We start from the raw sequence: 16737 nt of genomic DNA, 5'->3' as shown, positions 1-16737 counted from the left end.
GTCGGGCGGCGTTCCGCGAGCCCCTGCGATACCCATCGATCAGCACCCCATGGGTATCGCTTCGCTCCACCCATCCTACGGCTTGTGCGGGCATTGGTTTGCGATAGGTACCGCCCTCCCCTGACCAGCGAGCGGATGCTCGGGCGAACGGTTCGGTACGGAAGTACGAAGGGACTAGACTTCTTCTGGTTTCGCCAGCGGCCGGCCGCGCCGCATCGCTCCGCTTCCGATTCGCCGGGGTCCAGGATGCATCCCACCCTCGCCCGGCCCGCCATAAGGGCGGGCCTTTATCTGTTCTGCGCTGGCGCCTGGCTCCTCGCCTGGGGTTCGGGCTCCCTGAGTGTATTCGGCCTGGTCCTGTTCAGCGGCCTGCTGATCTTCTTTCTCGAACGCCGTCACCGCCTGGGCCGTGAGCACCTGCGCCAGGGGTTGCGGCGCACCAGCCTGCAACTGGACCAGGCCCAGCGCGACGCCACCCTGGGCAACTGGGAGTATGACCGGGGTTTCGCCTGGAGCCCGGGCGCGCAGCGCATCCTCGAATGCGGCACGCAGGACAGCCTGGAAGGTCTGCTGAATCGTCTCTATCCGGCCGACCGCATGGGCGTTCAGCGCGGCCTGGAGGCGCTGCTCGCGCAAGGCGGCGCACTGGCCGTGAACGCGAGGCTGAATCGGCCCAACGACCAGCAACCGGTCTGGCTGGCGCTGCGCGGCGAGATCCAGCCGGACGGCCGCGCCTTCGGCACGGTGCAGAACATCAGTGGACAGAAGCGCGACGAAGAGGCGTTACGCGAGAGCGAGCAGCGCTTCCGCCAGCTGTTCGAGCAAACGCCGCGCATCGCCGTGCAAGGCTACGACCGTCAGCGCCGGGTGATCTACTGGAACCACGCCAGCGAGCAGCTCTACGGCTACAGCGTCGACCAGGCCATGGGTCGGCACCTGGAGGAGCTGATCATCCCGCCGGCCATGCGCGAGCAGGTGGTCGCCGACATCAGCAACTGGATGATCGGCGGGCCGGCCATTCCCGCCAGCGAGCTGACCCTGCAGCGTCGCGATGGCAGTCCGGTCACGGTGTTCTCCAGCCACCTGATCCTGCGCAACCTGCACAACCAGTTGGAGCTCTACTGCGTGGACATCGACTTCAGCGCCCTGAAGTCCGCCCGGGATGCCCTTCGACAAAGCGAAAATCGCTACCAGCAATTGCTCGAACGCCTCGGCCGGCCCACGCCGGAAGGTCAATCCTCGGACGGTGGCCAGGCCTGAAACCGGACCGTTGCCGACCATCAGTCGGCTCATTGATCGAGGTCATTTCCTGTCATTTGGGCAGGTCTACACTCAAGCTCCCGCCCCAAACGATAGGGAGATGACAGAGGTGAAAATTCTCGTTCGCCCGACCAGCACCCCACAGGGTGCCAGCTGGCAAGTCTGCCTGGACCAGCACGCGGTGAGCTTCCGTAGCGAAGCCGAAGCACGCCGATTCGTCAGCGTTCTCGAGGAGCGCCTGAAGGCGCCCCATGCATTGTCCGAGTGGTCACGACGAATCGCGAGTTAGCCCAGGGGTGCCTGGCCATGGCGGTCCAGGCGCCAGGTCAGCAGCGCACAGGCAACAGCCGCGCAGCCGCACAGGCTGATGACCAGGGCCAGGGGCATGGCGCTGCCATCGTGCAGCGCCCCCACCAGCGCGGCGGCTCCCGCCGCCACAGTAAATTGCAGGCTACCCATCAGTGCCGAGGCACTCCCGGCGTTGTGGCCCTGTCCGGCCATGGCGCAGGCCGAGGCGTTGGGCAGGATGCAGCCCAGGCTGGCGATGCAGCCGAACAGCGGCAGCAACAGCGGCCATAGCGCCTCGGTGCGCAAGCTGGAGACCACCAGCAGCGCCAACGCGCAAATCAGGTAGACCCAGATCACTCGCCGCATCCAGAAGGCCGGCCCGCGATGGCGCAACAGCCAGGCATTGACCTGCGCCACCAGGATGAAGCCCGCCGCATTGCTGCCGAATAGCCAGCCGTAATGCTCCGGCGGCACGCCGTAGAGCTGGATGAAGACGAAGGGCGAGCCGGCGATGTAGGCGAACATCCCGGCGATGGCCAGGCCGCCGGTCATGCCGTAGGCGAGGAACTGCCAGTCGCCGAACAGCCGCCGGTACTGCCCCATGGCGCCACGCAGGGGCGCGCGCGGGGTCACGTCGGAAAGGGTTTCCGGCAGCCAGGCGGCGACGCCCAGCAACACCAGGGCGCTGAACAGCGTCAGGCCCCAGAAGATCGATTGCCAACCGAACAGCTCCAGCAGCAAGCCCCCGCCGAGAGGCGCCAGGATTGGCGCCAGTCCCATCACCAGCATCAGTTGCGAGAAGGCCTTGGCCGAGGCGATGGGGTCGCACAGGTCGCGCACCACGGCCCGTGACACCACCATCCCGGCACAGCCGCCCAGGGCCTGGACGAAGCGCGCGCCGATCAGCCATTCCAGGCTGGGCGCCAGTGTGCAGGCCACCGAGGCCAGGGTGAAGATGGTCACCCCGAGCAGCAACGGCGGGCGGCGACCGAAGCGATCCGCCAGCGGGCCGTAGACCAGTTGCCCGAAAGCCAGGCCGACGAAGTAAGACGCCAGGGTGAGCTGCACGTGTTCCACATCGGTGCCGAACGAAATGGCGATGGCCGGGAAGCTGGGCAGGTAGAAGTCGACGGCCATGGGGCCGAAGGCGCTGAGCGCGCCGAGGAGCAGGAGGATACGGAACGTCATGGTCGAGGCTGGCGCCATCCCTTGCGGATACGGCGCCAGATACTAGCAGGGGTAGTGGTTGGGATCGTGGAGGAACTGCTCTTCTGTGGGGGCGAATTCATTCGCTGACCGGACCGGCAGGTCCGGCACTGGAGCCCGAAGGTGGGCGCTGCGCGCCCATCAGCGAATGAATTCGCCCCCACAATGAGAGGCCCCCACAGGCCCCCCTACCCCTCATGGGCCTGCTCGGTCTTGGGCGCCTTCCTGCGTTCCAGCCAGTCCGAGGACTTCTCCACCAACATGAAGAACATGGGGATGAGGAAGGTCGCCAGTACGGTCGCGGCGAGCATCCCGCCGATCACCCCGGTGCCGATCGAGTGGCGGCTCGCCGAGCCCGCGCCGGAGCTGATGGCCAGAGGCACGCAACCGAGGATGAAGGCCAGCGAGGTCATGACGATCGGGCGGAAGCGCAGCTTGGCCGCTTCCAGCGCCGCCTCCACCGGACCCATGCCCTGTTCGCGGCAGAGCACGGCGAACTCGACGATCAGGATGGCGTTCTTCGCCCCCAGGCCGATCAGGGTCACCAGGCCGACCTGGAAGTACACGTCGTTCTGGATCCCGCGCAGCCACACGGCGAGGATGGCGCCGAACACCGCGAAGGGCACCGCGGTGACCACCGCCAGCGGCAGGGTCCAGCGCTCGTACTGGGCGGCGAGGATGAGGAACACCATGATCAGGCCGAAGACGAAGGCGATGCTGCCCGAACCGTGGGAGGCCAGCTCCTGGTAGGCCGAACCGATCCAGCCGAGGCTGTAGTCCTCGCCCAGCACCTGGTCCGCCACTTCCTGCATGGCCTCCAGCGCCTGGCCGGAGCTGTAGCCCGGCGCCGGGCCGCCGAGGATCTTGGCCGCCGGATAGACGTTGAAGCGGGCATAGGAGTCCGGTCCGAGGATGCGTTCCACCCGCACCAGGGACGACAGCGGCACCAGGTCGGCGCTGGCTGAACGCACGTAGACCTGGCTGAGGTCATCCGGCTTGCGGCGGAACTCCGGCTCCGACTGCAGGCTCACCTGCCAGGTGCGCCCATAGAGGGTGAAGTCGTTGACGTAGTAGCTGCCGAAGGTGGACTGCATAGCCGTGAAGACATCGTTGATCGCCACACCCAGGGCGCGTGCCTTGGTGCGGTCGAGGTCGATGTAGTACTGCGGCACGTTGGCGTTGAAGGTGGTGTTGACCCCCGCCAGCTCGGGTCGCTTGGAGGCCGCGGCAACGAACTTCTGCACCACCTCTTCCAACTGTTGCACGGTGCCGCCGCTGCGGTCCTGGATATAGGACTCGAAGCCGCCGGTGGTACTCATGCCGGTGATAGGCGGCGGGTTGAAGGACAGCACAATGGCGTCCTTCTGCCCGGCGCCCATGGCCATGAAGTTGTGGGTCAGGTTGCGTGCGTCCAGTTCGGGCGTGGTGCGTTCGCTCCAGTCCTTCAGTGGCACGAAGGACACGCCGGCGTTGCTGCGGGTGCCGAAGGTGAGGATGTCGAAACCGGCGAAGGTCACGACGTCCTGCACTGCCGGGTGCTTCAACAGCTGATCGCTGACCGCGCCGGTGACTTCCTCGGTGCGGGTCAGCGAGGCGGCTGGCGGCAGGAAGTAGGCGTTGAGCACATAGCCCTGGTCCTCGTCCGGCACCAGGGCACCGGGCACGCGGCCGAAGAGGATGACCATCAGGGCGATCATCCCGCCGAACAGCACGAGGCCGATCAGCGCGCGCTTGAGGAAGAACTGCACCCCGGCGCCGTAGCCCGAGGTCATACGATCGAAGAAGGTGTTGAACCAGCGGAACGGGGCCGCCGGCGTGCCGTGGGTCGGCTTGAGCATCAGGGCGCAAAGTGCCGGCGACAGGGTCAGCGCGACGATGCCGGAAATCACCACGGACACTGCGATGGTGATCGCGAACTGCTGGTACATCTGCCCCGCCAGGCCTCCGAGGAAGCCCACCGGGATGAACACCGCGCAGAGCACCAGGACGATGGCGATGATGGGGCCGGTGACCTCTTCCATGGCCTCGATCGCCGCCTCGCGTGGGCCGATCTTCTTGGTCGCCATCACCCGCTCGACGTTTTCGATCACCACGATGGCGTCGTCGACCACGATGCCGATGGCCAGCACCATGCCGAACAACGTCAGCAGGTTGATGGAGAAGCCGAGCATGTACATGCCGGCGAAGGTGCCGATCAGCGACACCGGGATCGCCAGCACCGGAATCAGGGTGGCGCGCCAGTTCTGCAGGAAGATGAAGACCACCAACACCACCAGCACCAGGGCCTCGAAGAAGGTGTGGATAACCTCCTCGATGGAGACTTCGACGAATTTGGTGGTGTCGTAGGGGATCTTGTAGGTGATGCCTTCCGGGAAGCGCTTGGCCAACCTCTCCATGGTCGACTTCACCGCCTCGGCGGTATCCAGGGCGTTGGCCCCCGGCTGCAGGTAGATGCCGAAGGCGGCGTTCTGCTGGCCGTTGAGGGAGGTCATCAGGGAGTAGTCCTGCGCCCCCAGTTCGACCCGCGCCACGTCTTTCAGCAGCAGGCTCGCGCCGGTGGCATCGGAACGCAGGATGACGCCCTCGAATTCCTTGGGATCGGTGAAGCGGCCCTGGGTGGTCACCGTGTAGGTGAAATCCTGGGGCTGGTTCAGCGGCTGCTGGCCGAAACTGCCGGCAGCGAACTGGGAGTTCTGCTCGCGAATGGCGTTGACCACATCGGTGGGCGTGAGATCGTACTGCGCCAGCTTGTCCGGGCGCAGCCAGATGCGCATGGAGTAGTCCTTGGAGCCGAACTGGCTGGCATCACCCACGCCGGGGATCCGCTTGAGCTCGTCGATCACGTTGATCAGCGCATAGTTGCTGATGAAGATCGGGTCGCGGGAGTTGTCCGGCGAATAGAGGGTGACCACCTGGAGGATGTCGGAGGATTTCTTCTCCACCTTCACGCCCTGCCGGCGCACCTCTTCCGGCAGCTTGGCCAGGGCGGCCTGGACCTTGTTGTTGACGTCGATGGTGGCCTGGTCCGGGTCCCTGCCCACCTCGAAGTACACGGTCAGGCTCATGGCGCCGCTGCTGTCGGAGTTGGACAGCTGGTAGATCATGCCCTCGACGCCGTTGATTTCCTGCTCCAGGGGCGCGGCGACGGTTTCCGCGATCACCTGCGAGCTGGCGCCCGGGTAGACGGCGGTGACCGATACCTGCGGCGGGAGGATTTCCGGGTACTGGGCGATCGGCAGCGCGCGCATGGCGGCAAGGCCGGCGAGCACGATGATGATGGAGATGACCGCGGCGAAGACGGGTCTGTCGATAAAGAAGCGCGAGATCACGGCAAGCGCTCCTTCAGGACTGTTTGGCGGTTTTATCGGCGGGAGCCTTGCTGGCCTCCACCGCTTTCACCGGAGAATCGGGACGCACCTTGGGCAGGCCTTCGACTATCACCCGGTCACCGGCGCTGACGCCGGATTCGATCACCCAGCGGCCGTCGCGGGTATCGCCGGTCTTGACCTGGCGCACCCGCGCCATGCCGTCCTTGTCCACCACGTAGACGAAGGTGCCGCGCGGCCCCTGGGCCAGGGCGCGCTCCGGCAGGGTGATGGCCTGGGGCCGGGTGAAGCCCTTCACCAGCACTCGCACGAACATGCCGGGGAGCAGTTTCTGCTCCGGGTTGGGCACCACGGCCCGTGCGCTGACGGTGCCGGTGCCGGTGTTGACGAAGCTGTCGGTGAAGTCCACGCGGCCGGAGAGCGGGTAGGTGGAGCCATCGCCGAACTTCAGGTCGGCGCTGAGCAGGCCGTCCGGCGGCAGTTCGATCCTGCCGTTCTTCACGCCGTCGCGCAGACGCTCCGCCTCGGTGTCCGGGTAGGCGAAGTTCACATAGATGGGGTCGAGCTGGGTGAGTTGGGTGAGCAGGCTGCCATTGGGGTCCCCGGCCACCACCAGGCTTCCCTCGGAGCGGGTTTCCTTGCTGGTCATGCCCGAGATGGGAGCCTCCACCGTGGTGTAGTCGAGGTCGATCTGCCGCGCCTTCACCTCGGCCTGGGCGGCCTCGACGTTGGCCTTGCTCTGTTCGAAGTTGGAAATCGCGTTATCCAGCTCGCTTTCGCTGGCAAAGCCCTTCTTCTGCAGCTCGCGGGTACGCTTGAGGTCACGCTCGGTCTGCCGGTAACGCGCCTGCTCCTGGGCCAGCGAGCCCTTGGCCCGTGCCAGGGCCGCTTCGTAGGTGCGCGGGTCGATGCGGAACAGCACCTGCCCCTGCTTGACCTTGCTGCCTTCCAGGTAGGTGCGCTGCTGGAGGATGCCGCTCACCTGGGCCCGCACTTCCACCTCGCGAAAGCCCGCGGTGCGCCCGGCGTACTCCAGGACCAGTGGCAACGGGGCGGACTTGGCGGTCTCCACCATCACCTCCGGAGCCGGCGGCGCGCCGCTCGGCGCATCGGCGGCGCCGGCGACGCCCACGAAACTGGCGCATGCGGCGAAAAGTGCAAGGCTGAAGGGAAAGCGGCAAGCAAACGGCATAGGGTGTCTCCATACGGTGCCGAAGGGGCAAGTGAAGCAGACTGCTTCATACATTCATATTTGTCTGTAAACGGTTGTTCCCCGAGCAAAATCGGTACACTCCGTTCCCCAAACAAGAAGCCTAGACAGTATTAGCCCAACTGCTATGCGCAGAACGAAAGAAGAAGCCGAGAAAACCCGTGGCGCGATACTTGCCGCCGCCGAGCACCTGTTCCTCGAGAATGGCGTGGCCCACACCTCCCTCGAACAGATCGCCCGCGCCGCCGGAGTGACCCGTGGCGCGGTCTACTGGCATTTCGAGAACAAGGCCCACCTGTTCCACGAGATGCTGTCCCAGGTGCGCCTGCCCCAGGAGCAGATGATCGACCGCCTGGGCGGCTGCGGCAGCCAGAACCCGATGCTGGCGCTGCGCGACCTCTGCCTGGAGGCCATCATCAACCTGGCGCGGGATGAGCAGCGCAAGCGCATCTTCAACATCCTGCTGCACCGCTGCGAGTTCACCGAGGAGCTGCGTGAGGCCGAAGAGCGCCACTACGCCTTCGTCGATCAGTTCATCCAGCTCTGCGAACAGTTGTTCGACCGCCCCGCCTGCAGCGCACGCCTGCGCCCGGGCATCACGCCCCTGCAGGCGTCCCGGGCGGTGCATGGCCTGGTGATCGGGCTGTTCAGTGACTGGACCCGCGACCCGACCCTGTTCGATCCGCTGACGGATGCCGAGCCCATGGTGGATGCGCTGTTCCGCGGGCTGGTGAAGGATTGGGACTGACTGCGGGCCCAACTTGTGGGAGCGAATTCATTCGCGATTGAAATCGCTCCCACAATCGGGGGACATCGTTCGTAGGGTGGACAGCGCTTTATCTGTCCACCAATCGAGACCCTGTCGAACTCCGATGGTGGATCGATGAAGCGTGATCCACCCTACAAAAGGTTCTCAACCGCTGTCGGCCTCAGGCCGCCTCGGCCTGATATCCCTCCTCCCGGATCGCCTCCAGCACCTGCTCTTGCGCCAGCCGGCTGGCCACCCGCACTTCGCCTGCCGCCAGGTCCACCTGCACGTCGGCGGCCTGGTCGCGGGCCTGGACGGCCTGGGTGATGGCACGGATGCAATGTCCGCAGGACATGCCTTGAACCTTGAATACCTGCATGGTCGATCTCCTTTGAATGGAACCTGGGGCAAGTGTCATCCTTGCCACCATGGCAAGGTCAATGGGGCCTCCTACACTGGAATCTGCCCACCCTGCGGGAGATATCCGCCATGCATGGCCTGCGCCCTACCCTCCTCGCCCTGCTCGCCATACCGCTGCTGGCCGCGGCCCAGCCCTCCATCGACTACAGCGTGCTGATCATCTCCCGCGAGCGCCTCGAACTCGCGACCGCCTGCGACGTCGGCCTGTACCTGGAAGACCAGTTGGCCGCGCGCCTGGTGCAGGGCCAGGTGGTGTCCTTCAACCTGCCGCCAGGGCCGCTGTCGATCCGCCTCAGCCTGCTCGGCCCCGGCCGCTGCAAGCCGGGCATCGAGCAGTTCCGCCAGCAGTCCATCACCCTGATGGCCGGCGAGGTGCGCAAGTACCGGCTGGCGCAAAGCACCGAAGGCCTCTACCTGGTACCGACCACCGCCGCGCAGTGAGGCACTTGACCTTACCCTCGTGTCAAGGTTGATCCTAGGCGCAGACCAAGGAGGATCAGCCATGACCAACCCAACCGCTTTCGACCTGCCCATCACCGGGATGACCTGCGCCAGCTGCGCCGGCCGCGTCGAGCGTGCCCTGGCCAAGGTGCCGGGGGTACAGGCCGCCAGCGTCAACCTGGCCACCGAACAGGCCCGCGTCCAGGCGCCCGGCGACAGCCTGCCGGCCCTGGTGGCGGCCGTCGAAGCGGCCGGCTACCAGGTACCGGCCCAGCGCCTGGAACTGGCCATCGGCGGCATGACCTGCGCCAGCTGCGCCGGCCGCGTCGAGCGCGCCCTGCGTAAGGTGCCGGGAGTCGCCGAGGTGACGGTGAACCTGGCCAGCGAGCGCGCCCACCTGAATCTCTTCGGCCAGCCCGACAGCGCCAGCCTGATCCAGGCCGTGGAAGCCGCCGGCTACTCGGCCAGCCTGATCGACGAAGACCGGCCGCCAGTCGATGACGCCGCCGCCCGCCTGCAGCGTGAGCGCTGGGCGGTGTTGCTGGCCCTCGTCCTGGCCCTGCCCCTGGTGGTGCCGATGCTGCTGGAATGGTTCGGCCTGCACTGGATGCTGCCGGCCTGGGCGCAGTTCGCCCTGGCCACTCCTGTGCAGTTCATCCTCGGCGCGCGCTTCTACCGCGCCGCCTGGAAGGCGGTGAAGGCCGGCGCCGGCAACATGGACCTGCTGGTGGCCATCGGCACCAGCGCCGGCTACGGCCTCAGCCTCTACCAGTGGTGGGCGGCGCAACCCGGCCAGATGCCGCACCTCTACTTCGAAGCCTCGGCCGTGGTGATCGCCCTGGTGCTGCTGGGCAAGTACCTGGAAAGCCGCGCCAAGCGCCAGACCAGTGCCGCCATCCGCGCCCTGGAAGCCCTGCGCCCGGAACGCGCCACCCGCCTGCGCGATGGCCGCGAGGAAGAAGTCGCCATCGCTGCCCTGCAACTGGGGGACCTGCTGGTGGTCATGCCCGGCGAGCGCTTCCCCGCCGACGGCGAGGTGAGCGAAGGCCAGAGCCATGCCGACGAAGCCCTGATCAGCGGTGAAAGCCTGCCGGTGCCCAAGCAGCCCGGCGACCGCGTCACCGCTGGCGCCATCAATGGCGAAGGCCGCCTGCTGGTACGCACTACCGCCCTCGGTGGTGAAACCGTGCTGGCGCGGATCATCCGCCTGGTGGAAGACGCCCAGGCGGCCAAGGCGCCGATCCAGAAGCTGGTCGACCGGGTCAGCCAAGTGTTCGTCCCCGCGGTGCTGCTGATTGCCCTCGCCACCCTGGTTGTCTGGCTGCTGGCCGGCGCCGGCATCGAGACGGCGCTGATCAATGCCGTTGCCGTGCTGGTGATCGCCTGCCCTTGCGCCCTCGGCCTGGCCACCCCCACCGCCATCATGGCCGGCACCGGCGTCGCCGCGCGCCACGGCATCCTGATCAAGGACGCCGAAGCCCTGGAAGTGGCCCATGCCGTGCAGGCCGTGGCCTTCGACAAGACCGGTACCCTGACCTCCGGTAGCCCGCGCATCGCCCATCTGGCCGCCGCCACGGGCAGCGATGCCGAGCTGCTGCAACTGGCCGGCGCCTTGCAGCGCGGCAGCGAACACCCCTTGGCCAAGGCCGTGCTGGACGCCTGTGCCGAGCGCGATCTGCAAGTCCCTGCCGTGGATGCCAGCCAGGCCCTGGCCGGGCGCGGCATCCAGGGCCAGGTGGGTGAGCGTCTGCTGGCCCTGGGCAACCGTCGTCTGCTGGACGAGCAAGGCCTGCCGAGTGGCGAACTGGGGACGAATGCCGCCGCCTGGGAAGCCGAAGGCCGGACCCTGTCCTGGCTGCTGGAACTGGAACCGCAGCGGCGCGTACTCGGTCTCTTCGCCTTCGGCGACACCTTGAAGCCGGGCGCTGCCGATGCCGTGCAGACCTTGCGCGAACGGGATATCCACAGCCACCTGATCACCGGCGACAACCGCGGCAGCGCGCGGGTGGTGGCCGAGGCCCTGGGCATCGAGTCGGTCCATGCCGAAGTGCTGCCGGCGGACAAGGCCGCCACTGTGGCGGCGCTCAAGGCGGACGGCGCGGTGGTGGCCATGGTCGGCGACGGTATCAACGACGCCCCGGCCCTGGCCGCCGCAGACGTCGGCATCGCCATGGGCGGCGGCACCGACGTGGCCATGCATGCCGCGGGCATCACCCTGATGCGCGGCGACCCGCGGCTGGTGCCGGCGGCGCTGGATATCTCCCGGCGCACCTATGCGAAGATCCGCCAGAACCTGTTCTGGGCCTTCATCTACAACCTGATCGGCATCCCCCTGGCCGCCGCCGGCCTGCTCAGCCCGGTGGTGGCGGGCGCGGCCATGGCGCTGTCCAGCGTCAGCGTGGTGAGCAACGCGCTGCTGCTGAAGACCTGGAAGCCGGACGAATAGCGCGATCCATCTTGTAGGAGCCAGCTTGCTGGCGAAGCTTCGCTGTAGGGGCGAATTCATTCGCCAAGCGCGCCGAAGAGGCGCCCAACGATTAGAGGAAATGCGTATGAACATCGGCCAGGCCGCGAAGCAAAGCGGGCTAACCGCAAAGATGATCCGCTACTACGAAGGCATCGGCCTGCTGCCGGCGGCCGGGCGCAGCGACAGCGGCTATCGCCAGTACAGCGCCCAGGACCTGCACACCCTGGCCTTCATCAAGCGTTCGCGGGACCTGGGCTTCTCGCTGGAAGAAGTCGGCAAGCTGCTGCAGCTCTGGCAGGACCGCCAGCGCGCCAGCGCCGATGTGAAGGCCCTGGCCCGTGACCATATCGACGAACTGAACCGCAAGATCGCCGAGCTGGCCGGCCTGCGCGACACCCTGCAAGAGCTGATGGAGCACTGCCAGGGTGACCAACGGCCCGACTGCCCGATCCTCAGGGATCTGGAGTCAGGCGGCGGCTGCCACTGAAGGCGCGGCCGAGCAGCCCCTTGGGCAGCACCGTGATCGCCAGGCCGATGAATACCAGCACACAGGCCATCCAACCGGTGGCGCTGAGCTGTTCGCCCAGCAGCAGCCAGCCCGAGAGCAGGCCCGACACCGGCACCGCCAGGGCGAAAGGCGTCACCAGGCTGGCCGGGTAGCGCTGCAGCAGGAAACTCCACAGGCCGAAACCCACGGTGGTGGCGAGGAAGGCGATATAGACCAGCGCGCCGATGCCGCCCCAACTGGGATGGGCCAGTGCCACGCCAATGGCTTCCGGTCCCTCGAAGACATAGGACAACACCAGCAGGGGCAGCGGTGGAATCAGGCTCACCCAGCAGATCAGCCGCAGCATGTCCTTGGCGCCGCTGCGCTTGGTGGCGATATTGGCGAAGGCCCAGGCCAGTGCCGCCGCGATCACCAGCATGAAGGCCAGCAGGCTGTCGCCCAGTGGCCGGCCGAGGCCGATCAGCACCAGCCCGCACGCCGCCAGCAGCAAGCCGAACAGCCCCCGGCGGCTGGGCCGCTCACCGAGGAACAGCGCGGCGATCAGTATGGTGAAGAACACCTGGCTCTGCAGCACCAGCGACGACAGCCCGGCCGGCATGCCCAGGTGCATGCCAACGAAGAGCAGGCCGAACTTGATCACCCCCAGCAGCAGGCCAATCTGCACTATTCGCCAGAAGGGCGCCGGCATGGGGCCGCGCAGGAACAACAGCGGCAACGCCGCCAGGGCGAAGCGCAGGGCGCAGAACAGCAGCGGTGGGAAATCCTCCAGGCCAACCTTGATCACCACGAAATTGACACCCCAGATCAGGGTGACCAGCAGGGCCAGGAGAATGTGCGGGAGGGACATGGCGTGTGCTCCGGAAACTCAGGCACACGCTAGCAGCCGGGCGCGGGATTGTATGGATACAGATGGATTGGAAAGTGTGGGGGCGCTGTATGGGTAGCCTGGCGAACGACCCCTGTAGGGGCGCACTGGGCAGTGTGTAGGGTGGATAGCGTTCTTCTATCCACCATCGGCGCTCGGCCCGGCTCCGCTGGTGGAAATAAAAGCGCTTTCCACCCTACGGGATGCACGCCCTTGCCTGTGTGCGTTCGCGAAAAGGGCCGCAATCGCGGCCCTTCCGTTCAACCTGAAACCGTCACGCCTGCGACTGCAGGTAGTTCTCCAGGCCGATGCGGTCGATCAGGCCAAGCTGTTGCTCCAGCCAGTAGGCGTGGTCTTCCTCGGTGTCCTTCAGCTGGGCGGCGAGGATGTCGCGGCTCATGTAGTCCTTGTGCTTCTCGCACAGGGTGATGCCCTTGCTCAGCGCGGCGCGCACGTCATATTCCAGCTTGAGGTCGGCACGCAGCATGTCAGGCACCGTATGTCCGGGATGGATGGCCCGGGGGCGCATGTCCGGGGTGCTTTCGAGGAAGAGGATGCGCTGCAGCAGGGCATCGGCGTGCTGGGTCTCCTCCTCCATCTCGTGGTTGATGCGCTCGAAGAGCTTGTTGAAGCCCCAGTCCTGGTACATCCGCGAATGCAGGAAGTACTGGTCGCGGGCGGCCAGTTCGCCGCGCAACAGGTCCTTGAGGTATTCCACTACTTCGGCTTGGCCTTGCATCTGCACATCTCCTGAAAATCCAGCGAACAAGGATCGTGCGCCGACCCGCCCCGGTCAAGTCAGCCTCAGCCGAGCATCCAGGGAGGAGTCGGCTCTGCCCGCTCGGTCGGCGCATCGCGTTCGGCCAGTGCCGCCTGGCGTCGCGCCTCGTCGGCCAGGGCGGCCTTGATCTCGCGCATCACGGCGTCCAGGTCGGCGGAGTCCTCGGGTTCGGCGAACTGGCCGGTGAGCTGGCTCTCGGGCGTCAGCTTGCCATCCTCGAACAGGGCCCACATTTCCTTGGCGTACCGGGTGAACTTCAACTCCGGGGCGAAGCGTCCGAAATACTCGGCCATGTTGCCGACATCACGTTCCAGCATGCGGAAAGCGTGGTTGTTGCCAGCGGCATCCACCGCCTGGGGCAGGTCGATGATCACCGGGCCGTAGGGGTCGAGGAGCACGTTGAATTCAGAAAGGTCGCCGTGAACAAGGCCCGCGCAGAGCATCTTCACTATCTCGCCGATCATGAAGGCGTGGAACTCGCGGGCGTCCTCGGGCGTCAGGTCGACGTCGTTCAGGCGCGGCGCGGCATCGCCCTCGCCGTCGCTGACCAGCTCCATCAGCAGCACGCCGTCGAGGAAGTCATAAGGCTTTGGCACCCGCACTCCGGCATTGGCCAGGTGGAACAGCGCGGCCACTTCGGCGTTCTGCCAGGCATCTTCGCGCTCGCGGCGACCGTACTTGGAGCCCTTGGCCATAGCCCGGGCGTCACGGCTGTTGCGGACCTTGCGGCCCTCCTGGTACTCGGCGGCCTGGCGGAAACCACGCTTGTTGGCCTCCTTGTAGACCTTGGCGCAGCGCAGCTCGCTACCGCAGCGCACCACGTAGACGGAGGCTTCCTTGCCGCTCATCAGCGGGCGCAGGACTTCATCGATCAGGCCATCTTCCAGCAGTGGCTCAAGGCGTTTCGGGGTCTTCATGCGGGTGCAGCGGGCAGCCTCGGGAAAATGGGGACACTGGGCCGACGTTATACGGCATGCCGCCCGCCACGGCTATCCACGACGCGACAGGCTGCGGCGCAATGCCTCGATCGCATAGCGCACCTTGGCCGGTTGGGCATCGCGTCGGGGGGTGACGATGTAGAGCCCGACTGGCGCCAGTTGCCACTCCGGAAGCAGCGCCAGCAGCCGGCCGCTGGCCAGTTCCTCGCGAATTTCCGGCTCCGGCTGCAGGGACAGGCCCAAGCCCGCCAGGGTGAAACTGCGCACGGCGAGTATGTTGTTGCAGCCCACCCGGCTTTCCAGTCGCAGGCGCAGCTGTTCGCCGCCGGGGCCGGTGAAGGTCAGCTGGTGCTGCTGGCGCTCGCCGTTGAGGCTGATCCAGTCCAGCTCCAGCAACTGCTCGGGACGATGGATCGGCCCGCTGCGCGCCAGGTAGGCCGGCGCGCAGCAGAGCACCGCGGGCCAGTCCGCCAGATGCCTGGCCACCAGGCTGGAGTCTTCCTGGCGGCCGACGCGGATGGCGAGATCGATGCGTTGTTCCACCAGGTCAATCTGCTCGTCGTGGAAGAACAGTTGCAGGCTGAGCCCCGGATGAGCCTCCAGCAGCGGCACCAGGGCCTCGGGCAGCATGCCGTTGGAAAAGCCCACGGGGGCGGCGATGCGCAGCTCGCCCACCGGCGCGTCGCGCAATTCTGCCAGGCGCTGCTCGGCCTGCTGCGCCAGCTCCAGCACCTGGGCGCAACTCTTGTAGAACACCGCGCCGGCTTCGGTCAGCGTCAACTTGCGCGTGGTGCGGTGCAGCAGGCTGACCTGGGTTTCCTGCTCCAGCTTGCGGATCTGCTGGCTCACCGCCGAAGCCGTCATGCCCAGCACTTCGGCGGCGGCCACCATGCTGCCCCGCTCCACCACCGTGGCGAACACCGCCATGCGCTTGAGCTGTTCCATTCATAAGCCCCGCTTAATTGTGAAAGCACCTGACGGCACTTTTTCCACCGATTATCCAGCAGCGATTATGCGTCACCGCAACCCACCTCGGAGATGCTCCATGAAAATCGCCCTGATCGGCGCCACCGGCTTCGTCGGCTCCGCTGTGCTTACCGAAGCCCTGCAGCGTGGCCACCAGGTCACCGCCATTGTCCGCCACCCGGAAAAACTCCCCCAGCACGCCAATCTCACCGCACGCAAGGCCGATGCCTATGACGCCGCCGCCATCGCCCAGGCCGTGGCAGGACATCACGCCGTGGTCCACGCCTTCAACCCCGGCTGGGGCGAGGCGAAGATCCGCGAACTGTTCATCGAAGGCACCAAGGCCATTTTCGCCGGGGTCAAGCAGGCTGGCGTGAAGCGCCTGCTGGTGGTCGGCGGCGCAGGTAGCCTCTACGTCGCACCGAACCTGCAGCTGATCGACACGCCGGACTTCCCCGCCGAGTACAAGGAAGGCGCCGAGGGCGCGCGCCAGGCGCTCAACCTGATACGCGAGGAAAGCGCCCTGGACTGGACCTTCATCTCCCCGCCCGCCTTGCTGCAGCCCGGCGAGCGCAGCGGCCGCTTCCGCGTCGGCGGCGACCAGCTGCTGATGGATGGCGAACAGCCGGCGAGCATTTCGGTTGCCGACCTCGCAGTGGCCATCATCGACGAACTGGAACAACCCGAGCACATCCGCCAACGCTTCACCGTCGGCCACTGAGGACCCGCCATGACCCTGACCGCCTCCGCCCATGTCACCACCGCCACCCCGGCGCGTTACATCAACCGCCTGTGCAAGCACTTCGCCCACCGGGTACCCGTCAGCTACGACGAGCAGCAGGGGCGCATCGAATTCGACCTGGGCCTGGGCCTGCTTCGCGCCGAAGGCGACGGCCTGACCCTGGCCGTGGAAAGCCAGTCCCCCGAAGGGCTGGAACGCCTGAAGGAAATAGTCGGCAGCCATTTCGTCCGCGTCGCCTGGCAGGAAGAGCTGCAGTTGGAGTGGCAATGACGGTGGAGGCACCTGCTCTTCTGTAGGGGCGAATTCATTGGCTATGTCTGCGTTAGCTGTTGCAGAACCGAATAGAAGCGTCTAGCACGGACCTTTCAGACCTGAGCACCGGCCTGACACAGCCCTCTCCCCCGGCCCCTCTCCCGGAGGGCGAGGGGTGACTCGCGCCTGACAGGACTCGGTAATCCTGACGCCTGGTCAGTGCCTGAACCTGTGCAGAAGAGGTGGGGCAGCGACGCTGCCCCGTCAGCAGGCCGAGCGGAAGCGTTGCGCAGGGGGACGAGCGGCATGGATGCCGCGA

At 66.5% G+C, this 16737-nt stretch carries 16 protein-coding genes; 8 read left to right on the top strand and 8 right to left on the bottom strand.

Annotated elements, in window-relative coordinates:
* Positions 1 to 246 precede the first annotated feature (246 nt).
* Both E8F11_RS06195 and E8F11_RS06190 read left to right on the top strand, forming a co-directional pair.
* Positions 247 to 1260 (top strand): PAS domain S-box protein, encoded by a 1014-nt coding sequence (locus E8F11_RS06195; protein WP_280287957.1) that lies wholly within the window; start codon positions 247 to 249, stop codon positions 1258 to 1260.
* 109 nt (positions 1261 to 1369) lie between these two features.
* Positions 1370 to 1549 carry a hypothetical protein gene (locus E8F11_RS06190; RefSeq protein ID WP_280287956.1) on the top strand — a complete coding sequence of 60 codons (180 nt, stop codon included), beginning with the start codon at positions 1370 to 1372 and terminating at the stop codon, positions 1547 to 1549.
* On the opposite strand, the gene E8F11_RS06185 is transcribed toward E8F11_RS06190, so the two are convergent.
* The 3 genes from E8F11_RS06185 to E8F11_RS06175 form a co-directional block, all read right to left on the bottom strand.
* Positions 1546 to 2736 (bottom strand): Bcr/CflA family multidrug efflux MFS transporter, encoded by a 1191-nt coding sequence (locus tag E8F11_RS06185; RefSeq protein ID WP_280287955.1) that lies wholly within the window; start codon positions 2734 to 2736, stop codon positions 1546 to 1548. The two genes, E8F11_RS06190 and E8F11_RS06185, sit on opposite strands and share 4 nt — an antisense overlap.
* 206 nt (positions 2737 to 2942) lie before the next feature.
* On the bottom strand, positions 2943 to 6083 hold the full coding sequence (locus E8F11_RS06180) for an efflux RND transporter permease subunit (protein ID WP_280287954.1): 3141 nt from the start codon (positions 6081 to 6083) through the stop codon (positions 2943 to 2945).
* 13 nt (positions 6084 to 6096) lie between these two features.
* On the bottom strand, positions 6097 to 7272 hold the full coding sequence (locus E8F11_RS06175; protein ID WP_280287953.1) for an efflux RND transporter periplasmic adaptor subunit: 1176 nt from the start codon (positions 7270 to 7272) through the stop codon (positions 6097 to 6099).
* 145 nt (positions 7273 to 7417) lie between these two features.
* On the opposite strand from E8F11_RS06175, the gene E8F11_RS06170 reads away from it, so the two are divergent.
* Positions 7418 to 8038, top strand: coding sequence for a TetR family transcriptional regulator (locus tag E8F11_RS06170; RefSeq protein ID WP_280287952.1), 621 nt, complete (start codon positions 7418 to 7420; stop codon positions 8036 to 8038).
* Positions 8039 to 8219: 181 nt separating this feature from the next.
* Here the strand turns inward: E8F11_RS06170 and E8F11_RS06165 are convergent, their stop codons facing one another.
* Positions 8220 to 8417: a cation transporter gene (locus tag E8F11_RS06165; protein ID WP_280287951.1), complete on the bottom strand. Its 198-nt coding sequence runs from the start codon at positions 8415 to 8417 to the stop codon at positions 8220 to 8222.
* Between the two features lie 110 nt (positions 8418 to 8527).
* On the opposite strand from E8F11_RS06165, the gene E8F11_RS06160 reads away from it, so the two are divergent.
* From E8F11_RS06160 to cueR, 3 genes are all read left to right on the top strand, one after another.
* Complete coding sequence (locus E8F11_RS06160; RefSeq protein WP_280287950.1) at positions 8528 to 8899, top strand: hypothetical protein; 372 nt, start codon at positions 8528 to 8530, stop codon at positions 8897 to 8899.
* A 61-nt stretch (positions 8900 to 8960) separates the two neighbouring features.
* Positions 8961 to 11345 (top strand): heavy metal translocating P-type ATPase, encoded by a 2385-nt coding sequence (locus E8F11_RS06155; protein WP_280287949.1) that lies wholly within the window; start codon positions 8961 to 8963, stop codon positions 11343 to 11345.
* 106 nt (positions 11346 to 11451) lie between these two features.
* Positions 11452 to 11853 carry a Cu(I)-responsive transcriptional regulator gene (cueR, locus tag E8F11_RS06150; RefSeq protein WP_280287948.1) on the top strand — a complete coding sequence of 134 codons (402 nt, stop codon included), beginning with the start codon at positions 11452 to 11454 and terminating at the stop codon, positions 11851 to 11853.
* On the opposite strand, the gene E8F11_RS06145 is transcribed toward cueR, so the two are convergent.
* The 4 genes from E8F11_RS06145 to E8F11_RS06130 form a co-directional block, all read right to left on the bottom strand.
* Positions 11819 to 12721, bottom strand: coding sequence for an EamA family transporter (locus E8F11_RS06145; protein WP_280287947.1), 903 nt, complete (start codon positions 12719 to 12721; stop codon positions 11819 to 11821). The genes cueR and E8F11_RS06145 overlap by 35 nt on opposite strands.
* A 292-nt stretch (positions 12722 to 13013) precedes the next feature.
* Positions 13014 to 13478, bottom strand: coding sequence for a bacterioferritin (bfr, locus tag E8F11_RS06140; RefSeq protein ID WP_280287946.1), 465 nt, complete (start codon positions 13476 to 13478; stop codon positions 13014 to 13016).
* 65 nt (positions 13479 to 13543) lie between these two features.
* Positions 13544 to 14437, bottom strand: a complete 894-nt coding sequence (locus tag E8F11_RS06135) for a PA4780 family RIO1-like protein kinase (protein WP_280287945.1) — start codon at positions 14435 to 14437, stop codon at positions 13544 to 13546.
* 72 nt (positions 14438 to 14509) lie between these two features.
* Positions 14510 to 15403: a LysR family transcriptional regulator gene (locus tag E8F11_RS06130; protein WP_280287944.1), complete on the bottom strand. Its 894-nt coding sequence runs from the start codon at positions 15401 to 15403 to the stop codon at positions 14510 to 14512.
* A gap of 100 nt (positions 15404 to 15503) precedes the next feature.
* Here E8F11_RS06130 and E8F11_RS06125 point away from each other — a divergent pair, with 100 nt between their 5' ends.
* Entirely contained in the window at positions 15504 to 16145 is a 642-nt protein-coding gene (locus E8F11_RS06125; RefSeq protein ID WP_280287943.1) for an NAD(P)-dependent oxidoreductase, read from the top strand.
* Positions 16146 to 16154: 9 nt separating this feature from the next.
* On the top strand, positions 16155 to 16436 hold the full coding sequence (locus tag E8F11_RS06120; protein WP_280287942.1) for a DUF2218 domain-containing protein: 282 nt from the start codon (positions 16155 to 16157) through the stop codon (positions 16434 to 16436).
* The last annotated feature ends 301 nt before the right edge of the window (positions 16437 to 16737 follow it).

It is taken from the genome of Pseudomonas sp. BN417, from assembly GCF_029871205.1.
GTDB lineage: Bacteria > Pseudomonadota > Gammaproteobacteria > Pseudomonadales > Pseudomonadaceae > Metapseudomonas.
This window is presented reverse-complemented; position numbering and strand designations above follow the sequence as displayed.